Here is a 13,982-nt window from a genome sequence, read left to right as displayed (position 1 = left end):
ATTTGTATGCGAACTACCATCGATAGAGCGCAAATACCAAAATTGATAACGACCGTCAACACGCTGTTGGCCAGACGCGGCGACCGGCGGATGAACTTGACCGTGGCGATCGGAGAAATGCACAAGATCGTCGCTTCCGGTGTTCCCGCGCGGGAGTGCGCCGGCGCTTATTTCCAGCTCGTTTCCCTTTACCGCGAGAACGATCACCTGGCCGGCATGCTGGAAGGGGGCCAGATCAATAAAGAGACCCTGGCCCTGGTGGAGCGGACCTTTAACGGTTATTTCGAACTGCTGGGCGCCGCGAAAAAGGGCGAGATCAAGCTTCATCCCGCCGCTGTAGCACAAGCCGAAGAAAACTTCCCGTACGCTAAATTCTACGCCGGCGTTTTTGCCCTGCTGCGCGGCGAGACCGACGCCGCCTTCGACCATTTTTCCGGCGCGGCCGACCAGTGGGGGATAAAGGCGGAAGAGATCGCGACGCTGATCGTGGAAAAGCCGGAGCAAGCGGCGGAAAAACTGGGGAACCGGTTCGCGCTGCTGAGATCGATCTATCGCCCCTCCGCCAATGTGCCGGTGACCAATCCGGCCCGTCAGGCGGCGGCGGCGCCGAGACCGGCGGAACGGCCAGCCCAGCCGGTCGATACGCGGACTGCCGAACAGCGTTTCCAGGACCACTTGAGAAAAGCGCAGGAGATCGTCTTGAAAAATCGGCTTGGCGCTCTCCGGGAACTGCGGCAGGCGACCGAGATCGATCCCGCCAATAAGGCCGCCCAAAAGATGCTGACCAGCGTTTTAAGCCAACTTTGCGGCGAGCTCGAGTCGGCCGGCAACGATCACGCCGAAAGAGCGCGGCAGGCAAAAGCGATCCTGGCGATCGTGCCGGAAGAGGCGCGGGCCCGGTCCGTGCTGACCGCGGCTTTGGTCGAGCTGGGGAGATACGAAGAAGCGCTGGTCATGTTGGCGGAAGCGCGGGGTAAACTTTCTGCCCAGGATAACACGACCGAGCTCGATTACCAGGAAGCGATCTGCCTTTTCAAGCTGAAAAGGAACGAAGAGGGACTGGCCCGGCTCGAATCGATCGGCGAAACGAACCGGCTCTATCGGCCGTCGCTCAAGATGCGTTTGTTCATGCTTTTTAACGTCGGACGGTTCGACGACGGCCTGGCGCTCTTGAAGAAACCAGAGACGGAGGCGGGGCTGAAAAATTACGATTATCTGCAATTTAAATCCCGGTTTCTCTGGCAAAAAGGGCAAGCTGTGAGGGCCGAGGGGAAATTGCCGGAGGCGGTCCGGTTGCTGGAAGAAGCCCACGACCTGGCGGACAGAGCTTTCAAAGCGGCCAGGAACAGCGGTCGCGGCGACCTGGCGGCCTCGATCAGTACCAATCTGGTGCAAGCGGTCCTCAAGGAGATGATGGACGCCCGGGGGGAGAACGCGCGCGCCAAAGCGGCGGCCGCTCCCAAGCCGGTCCCGCCGGCTGCTCCGCCGCAACCGACGCCGACTGAACGCCTGGCGCAACGGGAAGGGGCTTTAACTGCCAGAGAAGGAGAGTTGGCTGCCAGAGCGTCCGGTCTGGAGCAAAGAGCGGCCGAACTGGCGCGGTTAAACGGACAATTGGCCGAACGGACCAGGGAATTAGATGACAAAGAACAACGGTTACAGGCCATTGCGGATGAACTGCGCCGGACTTACGAGCCACTGGAGCAGGCCGTGCCGCAGGGAAAACGGGTGGTCAAGATCGAGACGATCCAGGTCGGCCGGCGCCAGACCATTAAAGAGCGGGGATTGGTCGAGGCTTGCGGGCTGATCCTGAAAGGGGAGTATGATGATGCAGCTGCAACCCTCGCCGGATTAAAGTTCCGGAGCTCCGGCAATGTGGCCATTGACGCGCTGGAGGCGCTGCTCGAACAGGTGACCAAGCTGAAGGCGTTGACCCAGAACGCGGAGACAGCCAAACTGCAGAAAGAGATCGATAAGTTAAAGGAACAGGCGCGCAAGGACCGGCAGGAGATCGCCCGGCTGGAGGGGGAGAACGCCAGCCAGCGGGAGTCGCTCCGGCGGGCGCAGGACACGATCGCCGCGCTGCAGCGTTCGGCCGCGGTCCAGCCGGAACAGCCGGCCAAAAAGAGCTTTGACGATGTCTGGCGGGAGTTTACCGGCCTGACCGATGAGGAGCTGACCGCCGTTAACCCGGCGCTCTCCGGCCTGATGTTGTTTGAAGTCGGCACGAGAGGGGCGGCCTTGAGCGGACCGGAGATCATTGCCCGGCGGCGCGAAGTGCTGGGATTCATCGTTGGTAGAATGCTGGCAGGGGAAAAGGTCACTTCGACAACGATCCAGCGCGAAGAGTACGAACTGTTCAAGAAAGTCGCCGGCAAACGCGTCCTCCCCAACGGCTTTGAAAGCGCCTTTGTCTGGGCCGAAGCGCTGAAAGAACTGCTTAGTTAGCCTCGCGGGTTGCCACCAAATCCACTCCCAGGCTCAACAGATCCTTGATCACCACATCATCGACCTTAACGGGGTGGGTGAGGCGGGCGCGGGAGATCAGGGCCATCGCTTCCAATAATCTCGCTTTGGGGAGCGGTTTATTCGTCCGGACCGGGACCAGCTTCGGTTCGATCCCCTCGGCCAAAACGGTCGTCGTCAGGACACGCATTGGGTTTTCGATCTCTTGTTTAGCGTAAACAGGGCCTTTTTCACATTTATTGCCTGTTAGGCTGATAACACGACCGCCTTCCTCATTGATCTCCAGCTGACAGCCGACCGGACATTCGATGCAGGTTAGCTTCTTAAGCATTTTTCAGGTACTCCGCGGCCGCGGTGCCGGCCTTTTCGCTGTCCCGCGTCACGTTATCGACCAGATCGTAAACCTTGAACGAGTTGCCGCAGACGAAGAGACCGGGGAGGGCGATCTTCGTTACGTCGAGCACTCCCGCCATCTCGATCAGCTCGTTCTCCGGGATCAGTCCGACCGAAACAAGGACAGTATCGCAGGTGAGCTCAAAGGTCTCTTTCGTCTCAATATTCTCGACCGTCACTTTTTCCACCCGGTCTTTCCCGTGGATCAGAGCGACCCGGTGCTTAAGATAAAGCGGGATCTGGAAATCTTCCAGGCACTGGACGACGTTGCGGACCAGGCCGCGCGATTCCGGCTGGATCTCAATAACTGCCTTGACCTTGGCCCCCTCCAGCGTGAACCGGCGCGCCATGATCAGGCCGATATCGCCCGAGCCGATGATGACGACCTCTTTCCCCGGCATCCACCCTTCGATATTGATCATCTTTTGGGCGAGGCCGGCAGGGTAGACGCCGGCCGGCCGGGTGCCGGCGACGTGGATCATCTCGCGCGTCCGCTCGCGGCAGCCGGTCGCCATGATCAGCGCCTTGGCCTTGACCGTTGCCATCTTTCCCGGCTTGAGGTAGGTGAGCTCTTTGTCGGCCGTCAGCTTAACGACGAATGATTTTAAACTGACCTCGATCTCTTTAGTTTGCTTAACTTGCTTGATGAAGCGGTCGGCATACTCCGGGCCGGTCAGGTCGGCCTTGAAGTGATGCAAACCGAACCCGGGGTGGATACATTGATTGAGGATGCCGCCAAGATACTGGTCGCGCTCTAAAAGGAGGATATCTTTAACGCCGGCTTTCTGCGCGGCCAGCGCCGCGGCCATGCCGGCCGGGCCGCCGCCGACCACTACCAGCTCACGCCCGCTCATCTTTTATTACCTCCGAGCCCGGGCCGCGTTTGGTGATCCCGGTCGGCTTTATTTTCAGCTCTTCCGCCATGATCTTCATGACCCGCGTGGTGCAGAAACCGCCGTGGCAGCGGCCGGCCTGCGCCCGGGTCCGGAACTTGACCCCGTCGAGCGTCCGCGCCCCGCGCCGGATCGCGTCGCGAACTTCCTTGGCCGAGACCATTTCGCAGCGGCAGACGATCTCGCCGTACGAGGGGTCGCGTTTGATCAAGGCTGGTATGCGGGCAACGGGAAACGAGAAGAGGTGAATGGTCTTGGCCCGAAAACGGTGAAAGAGAAGTTTCTTCTTCAGCTTTAGTCCGTTCTTTTTCAGGAGGTCGACGACCATTAAAGCGATCGCCGGACCGGCCGTTAACCCCGGCGACTGGATCCCGGCAACGGTGATCATCCCCGGGACTTTCTCTTCGTGCCGGATAATAAAATCATGGCCGGCGACCGGCCGCAGACCGGCAAAATAGGCGATGATGTCGTTCTCGTTAAGCGAGGGGACAAGCTGGCGGGTCGCCGTTAAGACTTGCTGCAGGCCGGCGTCGGAAGTTGTCCGGTCTTCTTTGTCATCTATATCCTGTGCCGTCGGCCCGATCATCGGGTTGCCGTCCGAAGTTTTGATGACCAGCACCCCTTTGGTGGTCGGGGTAGGGAGGGGGAAGATGATATGGTTGACGAGATGCTCCCGCTTTTTATCGAGCAGGAACTCCTCGCCTTTGCGCGGCTTGACGGCGAAGTCGGTAATGCCGGCCATTTTGGCGATGTCATCGGCATAAAGCCCGGCGGCGTTGATGACGTAGCGGGTGAGGAACGTTCTTTGTCCGGCCGTTACCGCAAACCCGTCATTGGCCGGTTTGATCCCGGTCACTTTGCAGGAGAGGTTGATCTCCACGCCGTTCCGGGCGGCGTTCTCGGCCAGGTCGTAGACCCAGCGGTACGGGGAGATGATCCCGGCGGTCGGCGCGTAAAGGGCGGCGAGGGCGTCCGGGTTCAGGTTCGGTTCGTGCGCGCGGAGCCAGGCGCGGTCGACGATCCGCAGGCCGGGGACGCCGAGCCGTTCCCCCTCGACCTTGATCTGCTGCAGCCGGGGCCGCTCTTCTTCCTTAAAAATAACGATCAGTTCGCCGACCTCCGCGAAATGGACGCCGAGATCGCGGGCGATCTTTCTGGTCAGCCGGTTCCCCTCAACGCACAGCTTGCCTTTCAACGAATCGGGCGGGTTTTGCGTGCCGGGGTGGATGATGCCGGAGTTGGATTTGGAAACGCCAAAAGCGAGCTCGGCTTCTTTTTCCAATAGAGCGATCTTCAGCCGGTAGCGGGAAAGCTCGCGGGCGAGGGTGGCGCCGGTCACTCCGCCGCCGATGATTATAACGTCATGCATGCTTTTACGGCTTTCAGCCAGCCTTGATAAAGCTGCGGGTCGGCTTTGCGCGGCTTAAAGACCTTGCCGACCGACCAGAAACGCTTGATCTGGGCGCTGTTCTTCCAGAACCCGACCCGGAGGCCGGCGAGATAGGCGGCCCCGAGCGAAGTTGTTTCGATGATCTTCGGTCGGAGGAGCTTGACGCCAAGAACATCGGCCTGGAACTGGCAGAGGAAGTTGTTGGCCACCGCGCCGCCGTCGACTTTCAGGTCGCGGGTCGCGAGTCGCGAGTCGCGGGTCATGGTATCCAGCACATCTTTGGTCGCATAACACATCGCTTCGAGGGCCGCCCTGACGAGATGGTTCTTGCTGGTGCCGCGGGTCAAGCCGACGATCGTCCCGCGGGCGTGCTGGTCCCAGTAGGGGGCGCCGAGGCCGACAAAAGCGGGGACAAAGTAGACGCCGCCGTTATCCTTGACGGCCAGCGCCATCTTTTCCGAGTCGGCCGAGCTCTTTAACAGCCCAAGCTGGTCGCGCAGCCACTGGATGGCGGCGCCGGCGATGAAAACGGAGCCCTCGAGCGCGTAGGCGACTTTCCCCTCCGGTCCGCAGGCGAGGGTGGTGATCAGCCCGTGCCGGGAAGCGACCCGTTGGCGGCCGGTGTTGAGCAGAATGAAACAGCCGGTCCCGTAGGTGTTCTTGATCGTTCCCGGCTCAAAGCAAGCCTGGCCGAAGAGCGCCGCCTGCTGGTCGCCGGCGATCCCGGCGATCGGGATACCGGCCGGCAGCTTACCGAGCTTAACGGTCCGGCCAAAGTCGCTGGAAGAGGGTTGGACCTTGGGCAAGATGGAGCGGGGAACATTAAAGAGCTTTAAGAGCCGCGGGTCCCAATCAAGTTTGTTGATATTGAAGAGCATCGTCCGCGAGGCGTTGGTGTAATCGGTGGCGTGGCTTTTCCCGCCGGTCAGGTTCCATAATACCCAGCTGTCGGTCGTGCCAAAACAGAGTTGCGAGTTGCGGGTCACGAGTCGCGAGTTGCGGAGTATCCATTCGATCTTGGTAGCGGAAAAATAGGCGTCGATCGGCAGGCCGGTCCGCCGGCGGATAAAGTTCCCCCACCATTGCCGCTTCAGCTGGTCGCAGCGGGCGGCGGTCCGCCGGCATTGCCAGACGATCGCGCGGTAGACCGGCTTGCCGGTTTTCCGGTCCCAGACGACCGTGGTCTCTCTCTGGTTGGTGATGCCGATCGCCGCGATGGACGAAGGAGGGACTTTGGTCAAGACTTTCTGGATAGTTCGGTAAACGCTCTGCCAGATCTCGGCCGGATCGTGCTCGACCCAACCCGGTTTGGGGAAATACTGGGGGAATTCCTGGTAAGCGCTGGCGACCTGCCGCCCTTTTTGGTCGTAAACGATCGCCCGGCTCCCGGTCGTTCCCTGGTCGATCGCCAGTATGTACTTCATTTAGATCCTCTTGTCGAGCCAGGCGAGGATATCGGCAAAGACTTTTTCCCGCCCCTGTTCGATCGACAGGGCGTGGTACATTTCGGGATATTCGATCTTGGTCTTGTCCGGCGCCGCCAGGCCGCGGAAAGCGGCGCGGCTGGCGTTCGCGTCGACCAGCAGGTCATGGCCGGCGAGCAGGAAAAGGGTCGGGGTCTTTAATTGGTTCCCCCAACGCTTGGCCCCGAGCTGGGCGAAGAGGGTGTTGATCAGCAGTTTAACGCTGGCGACGCGGAGCTCGTCCGGGTTGTCGTTCATGACTTTTTGGTAAGCGGCGTCCCGGGTGCACATCTCGGCGGTGAACGGGACCGGGATCGTCTTGCGCGGATTGAACAAAATATTGTTGAGCAGCGTCAGGTACGCCGTGAGCGGGAACTTCATGGCGTTGGCGAAGGCGGGCGAGATCAGGACCTGCCCGGCGAACTTGTCGGCGATGAGAAACGAGACCAGGCCGCCGAGGCTCTCCCCCAGGATAAAGACCTTCAGGCCGGGGTTTTGCCGCTTGATCGCCGCCAGGAGGGCCAGGATATTCTGGCGCCAGATGTTAAATGAGTCGATATGGCCGCGCGGCCGGTCGGGCGTCTGGCCGAACCCTTTCAGCTCGATCGCGTAAGAAGCGATCTCCCGGGCGGCGAAGAAATCGGCGAGAAAATCCCAGCGGGCGGTGTGGGCGCCAAGGCCGTGGACAAGCAAGACGATCGCTTTGGGAGAGGACGGCCCCCAGCGCCGGTAGAGTATGCCTGTGTTGTCCAACTGCTGCAATTCCACGGTATAATGATATTATGCTTTCCGGGTTTTTGCAATCGTGTGTTCTGTGCGGCCACCGCTGCGGCGTCGACCGGACTGCCGGCCAAACCGGGCAATGCCGGGCCGGGCGGGAACCGGTCGTCGCCTCTTCTTGCCTGCACTGGGGCGAGGAACCGGTGATCTCCGGCTCGCGCGGCTCCGGCACGATCTTCTTTGCCAATTGCTGCCTGAAATGCGTCTATTGCCAGAATTACGAAATTAGTCAAAAGGGCAAAGGTAAGGAAGCCGGAAAAGAAGAGCTGGTCAGGATCATGCTGGAGTTGCAAGCCAAAGGAGCGCACAACATCAACCTGGTTTCGCCAACGCATTACGCGCCGCCGATCGTAGAAGCTTTAAAATCGGCCAGGCGGCAAGGATTAAAGCTGCCGATCGTTTATAACACCGGCGGTTATGATAGCCTCGAGCTGTTGCGCGAACTCGACGGCCTGATCGATATTTATTTGCCGGACTTTAAATATTGGGATAATGACAACGCGGCCAAATATTCCCGGGCGGAGAACTATCCGGAAGTAGCGCGGCAGGGGATAACCGAAATGTTCCGCCAGGTCGGCAATATTGTTTTGGATGACGAGGGGGTAGCGGGAAAGGGATTATTGGTCAGGCAGCTGGTCTTGCCCAACGGCCTGGCCGACAGCGCCAAGATCCTCGGCTTTCTCGCCGCGCTCTCGACCGAGCTCTGGATCAGTTTAATGGCGCAATATAATCCGCAGCACCGCGCCAAAGAGCGCCCCGAACTCGCCCGGCCGCTCCAGCCGGAGGAATACCGGCAAGTCGTCGCGGCGGCCGAAAGCTTAGGATTGAGCAACGTTTACGTCCAGGAACTGGAGAGCAGCGAGGTGTTTTTACCCGATTTCCGAAGAGACGACCCCTTTTCAGCGGCGGGCTAAACGGTCGACCGCCCGGCGGAGGTTGCGCGAGCTTACCCCGACGATCACCCACTCAGCCTGTTTATTCTGCGTTAAAAAGAGACCGACGGTCTCGGCGGCGCCGGGGACGGAATAGGAGGCCGAAGCGGTCGCCTGCCGGCCTTTTTGCGTTAACTTGTGGACCCGGAAATTATTGACCGCCGCCCGGCGGGTCCCCGCGCCGGTCCGGAACATCCGCCTGATCTCCCAGGCCAGGTAAGCATTGGCTGCCGTCTTGACCGTTTGCCGGGCGGCTTTGGCCGCCAGATTGGTCGAGTGGGGGAAGACCGCCCGGTTAACCTCGGCGGCGACGATCGAGCCGACGGCCACCCGGCGGTAAAACGCGCCGACATCACCTTTGAGTACCGCCTGTTTCATGGCGGTGATCCCCTGGGGGAGCGTTTCGGCAACGGCCGCGGTTGAGAACAGGACCAGACAGAGGCCATAAATAAAATGTTTCATCGGTCAATCAAGATTGTACGGCTGGTAGACTTTTTCCGCCCGGAGCTTTTGGAAGCGGATCGTGTTGCTGAACAGGCCGTTGAGGAGGAAGAAGGGCGGACTGTGCCGGTAAAGCTGGCAAACCGGGGAAGAGAGGGCGACCGTCCTTTGCCCGTCCGGATACCGGACGGCGAACAGGGAGCGGACCTGCGTGGAAGCGGCCCCGCGGTTCGCGTCGAGCACCGAAGAGTAGAACAGCAGGTCGGGCTGGAGCAGTTTGGCCGGCAGGGCGAAATAATAAAGACCGTCCGCCTGGTGCGGCTTGACGGCGAGCCAGCGCTTTTTGGTCCATTCCTGCGGGCCGCCGAGCGTGTAATAGAGCCGGACGCTCTTGATCGCCGCCGCGGACCGGACTTTGACCGGGATAATGATCCGGTCGGCCGTTTTTTGGTAAGGGGTCAGGTTCTCGATCTGCGGGAACGGTTTGCCCTTCTTTAAGTACAAGTTTAGCCAGGCGAACGCGGGATCGGTCGCCGCAGCGAGGAACCGGTGCTTTAAATTGGGGATCAGGTAATAATGTTTCGGGGCGGTGACCGCCGCGTAACTTTTCTGGAAGATCGTCAAATAGTAGCAATGGTCGTTGGTCCCGGTAATAAAGAGGATCGGGGCGTGCTGGGTCGGAAGAAAGTTCTTCGGGTCGAGGTATTCGCTCCAGAGCTCCTTGTCCTGCGCCGGCATGGCATTGAACCAGTCTTCCCAGGTACAGCCTTCCGGGATGTAGCCGGCGCCGAAAACGTTGACCGCCGCCTTTAACCGGTTATCCTGGCCGTTGGTCAGGAGCGTCAGGACGCCGCCCCAGGAGAGGCCGATCATTCCGAGCCGGTCGGGATCGACTTCCGGCCGCTGGGCGAGAAAACTGATCCCGTTCCGGGCGGCGGCGACCGCGTGGACCAGGTAATTGTAGCTCGGGTCCGGCTGCGTCCTGAGCAGGTTGACGACGTCCATGTCGGGGCCGCTGGAGCGCGAGCCGGCGCGGTTCTCCCCCTTGCCGGGGAGATCGATCGCCAGGACGGCGAACCCTTTTTTCGCCCAGCCGAAAGCGCGGGGGAGGCTGGCGCTGCCGCCGCCCCCGTGGGAGAGCAGGATGCCGGGCAACCTGGCCTGGTGTTTTTGAGGGTAACAGAAATAACCGAAGATCTGGACCGGTTTCCGTTTAAAAGAGCGGCTCTGGTAACGGACTTCTTCGATCCGGACGCCGCCGCGCTCGTAAGCTTTAACGACCTGATATTTGACCTCGCCGGTCGGCACCTCCCAGAGCTGTTTCAGGACTTCGGGGTCAGCTGCTTGCGCCGCGCCGAAGAGGAGCGAGGCCAGGGCGAGGGAGAGCATGATTGAACGCATTGGGGTTCATTATATCACACCGGAAAATATGCTATACTAAATCGCTATGAAATACGCCGCCCCGCGCGGGACGAAAGACATTTTACCGGCGGAAACAGCGCTCTGGCAGCTGGTCGAACAAGTCTGCCGCCATCTTTTCGCCCTCAACAATTACCAGGAGATCAGGACCCCGCTTTTTGAAGCGACCGAATTGTTCACCCGTTCGATCGGCGACACGACCGATATCGTCAAGAAAGAGATGTACACTTTTCCCGACCGGAAGGGGCGGAGCCTGACCCTGCGGCCGGAAGCGACGGCGGCGGTGGTCAGGGCCGGGCTGGAGAACAATCTGATCTCCACCGATAACCTGGCCAAGCTGTATTACCTCGGACCGATGTTCCGCTACGAACGGCCGCAAGCCGGCCGCCAGCGGCAGTTCCACCAGGCGGGGGTCGAAGCGTTCGGCTCCGGCGACCCGCTGCTCGACGCGGAAGTCGTCAAGCTAAGCGTCGACCTGTTCACGGCGCTCGGCTTGAAGGAACTGGAGGTCAACATCAACTCGGTCGGCTGCCGGAACTGCCAGCCTAAATATAAAGCGGCGATCCAGCAGTACTTTAAACAGCATAGCAACGCGATGTGCGAAGATTGCCGCGCGCGCCTGGAGGCAAACCCGCTCCGGATCCTCGATTGCAAGGAAGCGCCGTGCCAGAAATACATTGAGAAAGCGCCGGCGGCGCTCGATTCCCTGGACCCGGAATGCAAAGCGCATTTTGACCAGGTGACCGGCTGGCTGGATACCCTGGGGGTCAAATACCGGGTCAATGACCGCCTGGTGCGCGGGCTCGATTACTACACCCGGACCGCTTTTGAGGTCGTTTCCCGGCAGCTGGGCGCGCAGAACGCGCTTTGCGGCGGCGGGCGTTACGACAATCTGGTGGAGGAGCTGGGCGGCAAACCGACGCCGGCGATCGGCTTCGCGCTGGGCCTCGAGCGGGTCATTGAAGTGATGAACAAACTGAACCTGGAGCGTCCCGAGACGGGGGTCGAGCTCTTTATCGCGACGATCGGCGACGCGGCGAGGAAGGTCGGCGTGAAAATGCTGGCCGAGGCGCGGGCCAAGGGGTTGAGCGCCGATCTCGATTACCTGGGCAAATCGCTCAAGGCCCAGTTGAAAGCGGCCGACCGGCAGAAAGCGGCCCACGTTTACATTATCGGCGAAGACGAGCTGAAAAAGGGCGCCGGCCTGCTCAAGAACATGCGGACCGCGGAACAAAAAGAGGTGCCGTTCGACCAGCTGTTGGCCGTATCCGAGTCGTCCTGCGGCTGTTCTGATGACGGCTGCCGCTGCGCATGAAAGAAGCCGCGTTTTACCAGCAACTGAACTACGACAAGGTCCAATGTTCCCTCTGCCCGCATAACTGCACGATCGCCGCCGGCCAGCGCGGGGTTTGCGGCGTGCGGGAGAACCAGCAAGGCAAGTTATATAGCCTGGTTTACGGTAAGGTGATCTCCTCGGCGATCGACCCGATCGAAAAGAAACCGCTCTTCCATTTTCTTCCCGGTTCTTTTTCCTACTCGATCGCGACCGCCGGCTGCAATTTCCGCTGCGATTTTTGCCAGAACTGGCAGATCTCGATGATGGGGAAAGGGGCTAAGGGGGCTGAGGGCCTGGGAGGGAAAGGGATGCCGGGCATGGAACAGCTGCCGTATCAGGTGGTGGCGGCGGCGCTGGAGAATGAATGCCGGAGCATCTCTTACACCTATACCGAACCGACGATCTATTTTGAGTTCGCTTACGATTGCGCGAAGCTGGCCCGGGAAAAAGGGGTAAAGAACGTCTTTGTCACCAACGGCTACATGAACCCGCCGGTCGCGGAGCAGATCGCCCCGTACCTCGACGCGGCCAATATCGACCTCAAATCTTTCCGGGAGGAGTTTTACCAAAAGGTGTGCGGCGGCCGGCTGGCGCCGGTCCTTCAGACGATCAAGCTGCTCAAGCAGCGGAAGGTCTGGATCGAGCTGACGACGCTGGTCATCCCCGGCCTGAACGATACGGTTGAGGAGTTGACCGAACTGGCCGGTTTTATCAAGAACGAGGTTGGCGCGGATACCCCCTGGCACGTTTCCGCTTTCCGCCCTACATATAAGATGGCCGACCGGCCGCCGACGCCGCCGGAAAGCCTCCTCCGGGCGCGGGAGATCGGCCTGAAAGCCGGCCTGAAATACGTCTATACCGGCAACGTGCTGGTACCGGGGGCGGAGGATACTTATTGCGGCCAGTGCCGGCAACCGCTGATCGTCCGGTCCGGTTTCACGGTCAAAGATAATCAGTTGAAGAGCGGGCGTTGTCCCAAGTGCGACGCCGCGGCGGACGGGGTTTGGGCTTAGGGGTGCGGGGCCGTTCCCTTATAACCTTCGAGCAGGTACATTTTGTAGCTATTGGTGATATAGTCTTCGACCAGGTAAAGTTTAACGCTCGGTAACTCCCTGACCAGGTTGAAGTTAGCGGCCGCTTTTTCCGCGAACTGCGGATTGTCGTCGCCGAAATAGAGGACCGTTTCTCCCTTCTGCACGGTCGGTATCCCCCAGAGCTCGTACTGTTTTTCGCCCCACGGCTGGCCGATCTTCATCGCGCCGGTCGCCAGATATGTCTGCCGGCCGGCGTAGAACTCAAGCAAGGAGGCGGCAACGTTCGTTTTGGCAAAGAGCTTGTACTCCGACGGGATCAATTTGGCCAGTTGCCGGTTTTTCGCGTAATCGGCCTGGTGCAGCAGCACGCCCGGCGAAACGAAGAAGAGAATGACCAGGATCAACCCGGTGAACAGGCCGATCCAGGTAAGGAACTTTTTCAGCGATTTGCCGTTCTCCAGCAGGTAATAGACCGCCAGCGGATAAGCGGCCAGGTAACCGATCGACGGCCAGTGCGCCCAGACCTTGATCTTGAGCGGGAGGAGGAAGAAGAAGAGCAGGATCGGCCCGGAGAAGGCATAAAGCAATTTGGTCTCGGTCGACTTGCGCCGGGAGAACCGGAAAACGTTGTACAGAGCGAACACCAGGAACGGGGTGAAGTGGACCAGCTGGTCGGCGATGAACGGGAGGAGGTGTTTGGCCCACGGTTCGCTGGTCGCTTTGGTGCCGTGGAAAGTAAAGGAAACCCAAGCATGCTGGTAGTTCCAGATAATGACCGGCAGGAAAAGGCCAAGGCTCAGGAGGAGGCAGAGATAGGGCTCTTTCCGTTTTAACCAGAAACGGTTCTCCGGGGAGAGGAAAAAGAAGACCAAGAGACACGGCCAGAAGAGGAACATCGTGTATTTGCTTAAGGTCCCGAGGCCGATCGCGAGCGCCAGCGCGTACCACCAGTAACCCTGTTTAGTCCGGACGATCCGGACCATGAGCCAGAGGGCGCTGACCCAGCAGAGGGCGAGCGGGAGCTCGACGAACTGGGTCAGCCAGACCACGACAAAGTGGGGGATGATCTGGAAAAGGACGACCGACCAGAAAGCGACCTGTTCGTTGAACAGCTCCCGGGCGATCCGGTAGAGGACAACGCTGACGCCGAGGGTGATCAGCACCACGCCGAGCCGGAGGGTCCACAAATTGGCGATCCCCAGGGTGAAGAGATAATTGACGTAAGCGATCACCGGCGGGTGGTCGACGTAAGAGAGGCTCAGGTGCTTGGACCAGAGCCAGTAGTACGACTCGTCGGCGGTGAGCGGGAAAAGCCAGGCCAGGAGGAGGCGGACGGCCGAAGCGACCGCTAAAAAGATGATCATTCTGCGTTCCATGACCTTTTCATTATAAGGCATTTTGCCGGAAAAAACATTGAAATTCTCCGCCGACAACG

General features: G+C 60.1%; 12 protein-coding genes. 4 read left to right on the top strand and 8 right to left on the bottom strand.

Annotation, left to right across the window (positions count from 1 at the left end; genetic code table 11):
* Positions 1-6: 6 nt before the first annotated feature.
* Positions 7-2,448 (top strand): hypothetical protein, encoded by a 2,442-nt coding sequence (locus WC529_00690; GenBank protein MFA5112797.1) that lies wholly within the window; start codon positions 7-9, stop codon positions 2,446-2,448.
* On the opposite strand, the gene WC529_00685 is transcribed toward WC529_00690, so the two are convergent.
* Genes WC529_00685 through WC529_00665 form a run of 5 tightly spaced genes read right to left on the bottom strand, consistent with a single transcriptional unit; the run spans position 2,441 to position 7,373 of the window.
* On the bottom strand, positions 2,441-2,797 hold the full coding sequence (locus WC529_00685) for a DUF1667 domain-containing protein (protein ID MFA5112796.1): 357 nt from the start codon (positions 2,795-2,797) through the stop codon (positions 2,441-2,443). The genes WC529_00690 and WC529_00685 overlap by 8 nt on opposite strands.
* Complete coding sequence (locus tag WC529_00680; protein ID MFA5112795.1) at positions 2,790-3,713, bottom strand: FAD/NAD(P)-binding oxidoreductase; 924 nt, start codon at positions 3,711-3,713, stop codon at positions 2,790-2,792. Before WC529_00680 ends, WC529_00685 begins: the two co-directional genes overlap by 8 nt.
* Positions 3,700-5,121 carry an NAD(P)/FAD-dependent oxidoreductase gene (locus WC529_00675; GenBank protein ID MFA5112794.1) on the bottom strand — a complete coding sequence of 474 codons (1,422 nt, stop codon included), beginning with the start codon at positions 5,119-5,121 and terminating at the stop codon, positions 3,700-3,702. Before WC529_00675 ends, WC529_00680 begins: the two co-directional genes overlap by 14 nt.
* Entirely contained in the window at positions 5,106-6,566 is a 1,461-nt protein-coding gene (glpK, locus tag WC529_00670; GenBank protein ID MFA5112793.1) for a glycerol kinase GlpK, read from the bottom strand. Before glpK ends, WC529_00675 begins: the two co-directional genes overlap by 16 nt.
* Positions 6,567-7,373, bottom strand: coding sequence for an alpha/beta fold hydrolase (locus WC529_00665; GenBank protein MFA5112792.1), 807 nt, complete (start codon positions 7,371-7,373; stop codon positions 6,567-6,569). It abuts the gene before it with no gap.
* Between the two features lie 14 nt (positions 7,374-7,387).
* On the opposite strand from WC529_00665, the gene WC529_00660 reads away from it, so the two are divergent.
* On the top strand, positions 7,388-8,299 hold the full coding sequence (locus WC529_00660) for a radical SAM protein (GenBank protein MFA5112791.1): 912 nt from the start codon (positions 7,388-7,390) through the stop codon (positions 8,297-8,299).
* On the opposite strand, the gene WC529_00655 is transcribed toward WC529_00660, so the two are convergent.
* Positions 8,285-8,779, bottom strand: a complete 495-nt coding sequence (locus WC529_00655) for a hypothetical protein (protein MFA5112790.1) — start codon at positions 8,777-8,779, stop codon at positions 8,285-8,287. The genes WC529_00660 and WC529_00655 overlap by 15 nt on opposite strands.
* A gap of 3 nt (positions 8,780-8,782) precedes the next feature.
* Positions 8,783-10,159, bottom strand: a complete 1,377-nt coding sequence (locus tag WC529_00650) for an acetylxylan esterase (GenBank protein MFA5112789.1) — start codon at positions 10,157-10,159, stop codon at positions 8,783-8,785.
* A 46-nt stretch (positions 10,160-10,205) separates the two neighbouring features.
* Here WC529_00650 and hisS point away from each other — a divergent pair, with 46 nt between their 5' ends.
* Positions 10,206-11,492: a histidine--tRNA ligase gene (hisS, locus tag WC529_00645; protein MFA5112788.1), complete on the top strand. Its 1,287-nt coding sequence runs from the start codon at positions 10,206-10,208 to the stop codon at positions 11,490-11,492.
* On the top strand, positions 11,489-12,526 hold the full coding sequence (gene amrS / locus WC529_00640) for an AmmeMemoRadiSam system radical SAM enzyme (protein MFA5112787.1): 1,038 nt from the start codon (positions 11,489-11,491) through the stop codon (positions 12,524-12,526). Before hisS ends, amrS begins: the two co-directional genes overlap by 4 nt.
* On the opposite strand, the gene WC529_00635 is transcribed toward amrS, so the two are convergent.
* Positions 12,523-13,923: a glycosyltransferase family 39 protein gene (locus tag WC529_00635; protein MFA5112786.1), complete on the bottom strand. Its 1,401-nt coding sequence runs from the start codon at positions 13,921-13,923 to the stop codon at positions 12,523-12,525. The genes amrS and WC529_00635 overlap by 4 nt on opposite strands.
* Between the last annotated feature and the right edge of the window lie 59 nt (positions 13,924-13,982).

It is taken from the genome of Candidatus Margulisiibacteriota bacterium (assembly GCA_041650855.1).
Taxonomy (GTDB): Bacteria; Margulisbacteria; WOR-1; order O2-12-FULL-45-9; family XYB2-FULL-48-7; genus JALOPZ01.
Note: the sequence above shows the minus strand (reverse complement) of the source record. Positions and strands in the feature narration are given on the sequence as shown.

What these genes read in the sequence shown, in the direction of transcription:
- WC529_00655 (MFA5112790.1), bottom strand. Translation starts at nt 8,779, where the DNA reads ATGAAACATTTTATTTATGGCCTCTGTCTGGTCCTGTTCTCAACCGCG.
- hisS (MFA5112788.1), top strand. Translation starts at nt 10,206, where the DNA reads ATGAAATACGCCGCCCCGCGCGGGACGAAAGACATTTTACCGGCGGAA.
- glpK (MFA5112793.1), bottom strand. Translation starts at nt 6,566, where the DNA reads ATGAAGTACATACTGGCGATCGACCAGGGAACGACCGGGAGCCGGGCG.
- WC529_00690 (MFA5112797.1), top strand. Translation starts at nt 7, where the DNA reads ATGCGAACTACCATCGATAGAGCGCAAATACCAAAATTGATAACGACC.
- WC529_00650 (MFA5112789.1), bottom strand. Translation starts at nt 10,159, where the DNA reads ATGCGTTCAATCATGCTCTCCCTCGCCCTGGCCTCGCTCCTCTTCGGC.
- WC529_00685 (MFA5112796.1), bottom strand. Translation starts at nt 2,797, where the DNA reads ATGCTTAAGAAGCTAACCTGCATCGAATGTCCGGTCGGCTGTCAGCTG.
- WC529_00635 (MFA5112786.1), bottom strand. Translation starts at nt 13,923, where the DNA reads ATGGAACGCAGAATGATCATCTTTTTAGCGGTCGCTTCGGCCGTCCGC.
- WC529_00660 (MFA5112791.1), top strand. Translation starts at nt 7,388, where the DNA reads ATGCTTTCCGGGTTTTTGCAATCGTGTGTTCTGTGCGGCCACCGCTGC.
- amrS (MFA5112787.1), top strand. Translation starts at nt 11,489, where the DNA reads ATGAAAGAAGCCGCGTTTTACCAGCAACTGAACTACGACAAGGTCCAA.
- WC529_00675 (MFA5112794.1), bottom strand. Translation starts at nt 5,121, where the DNA reads ATGCATGACGTTATAATCATCGGCGGCGGAGTGACCGGCGCCACCCTC.
- WC529_00680 (MFA5112795.1), bottom strand. Translation starts at nt 3,713, where the DNA reads ATGAGCGGGCGTGAGCTGGTAGTGGTCGGCGGCGGCCCGGCCGGCATG.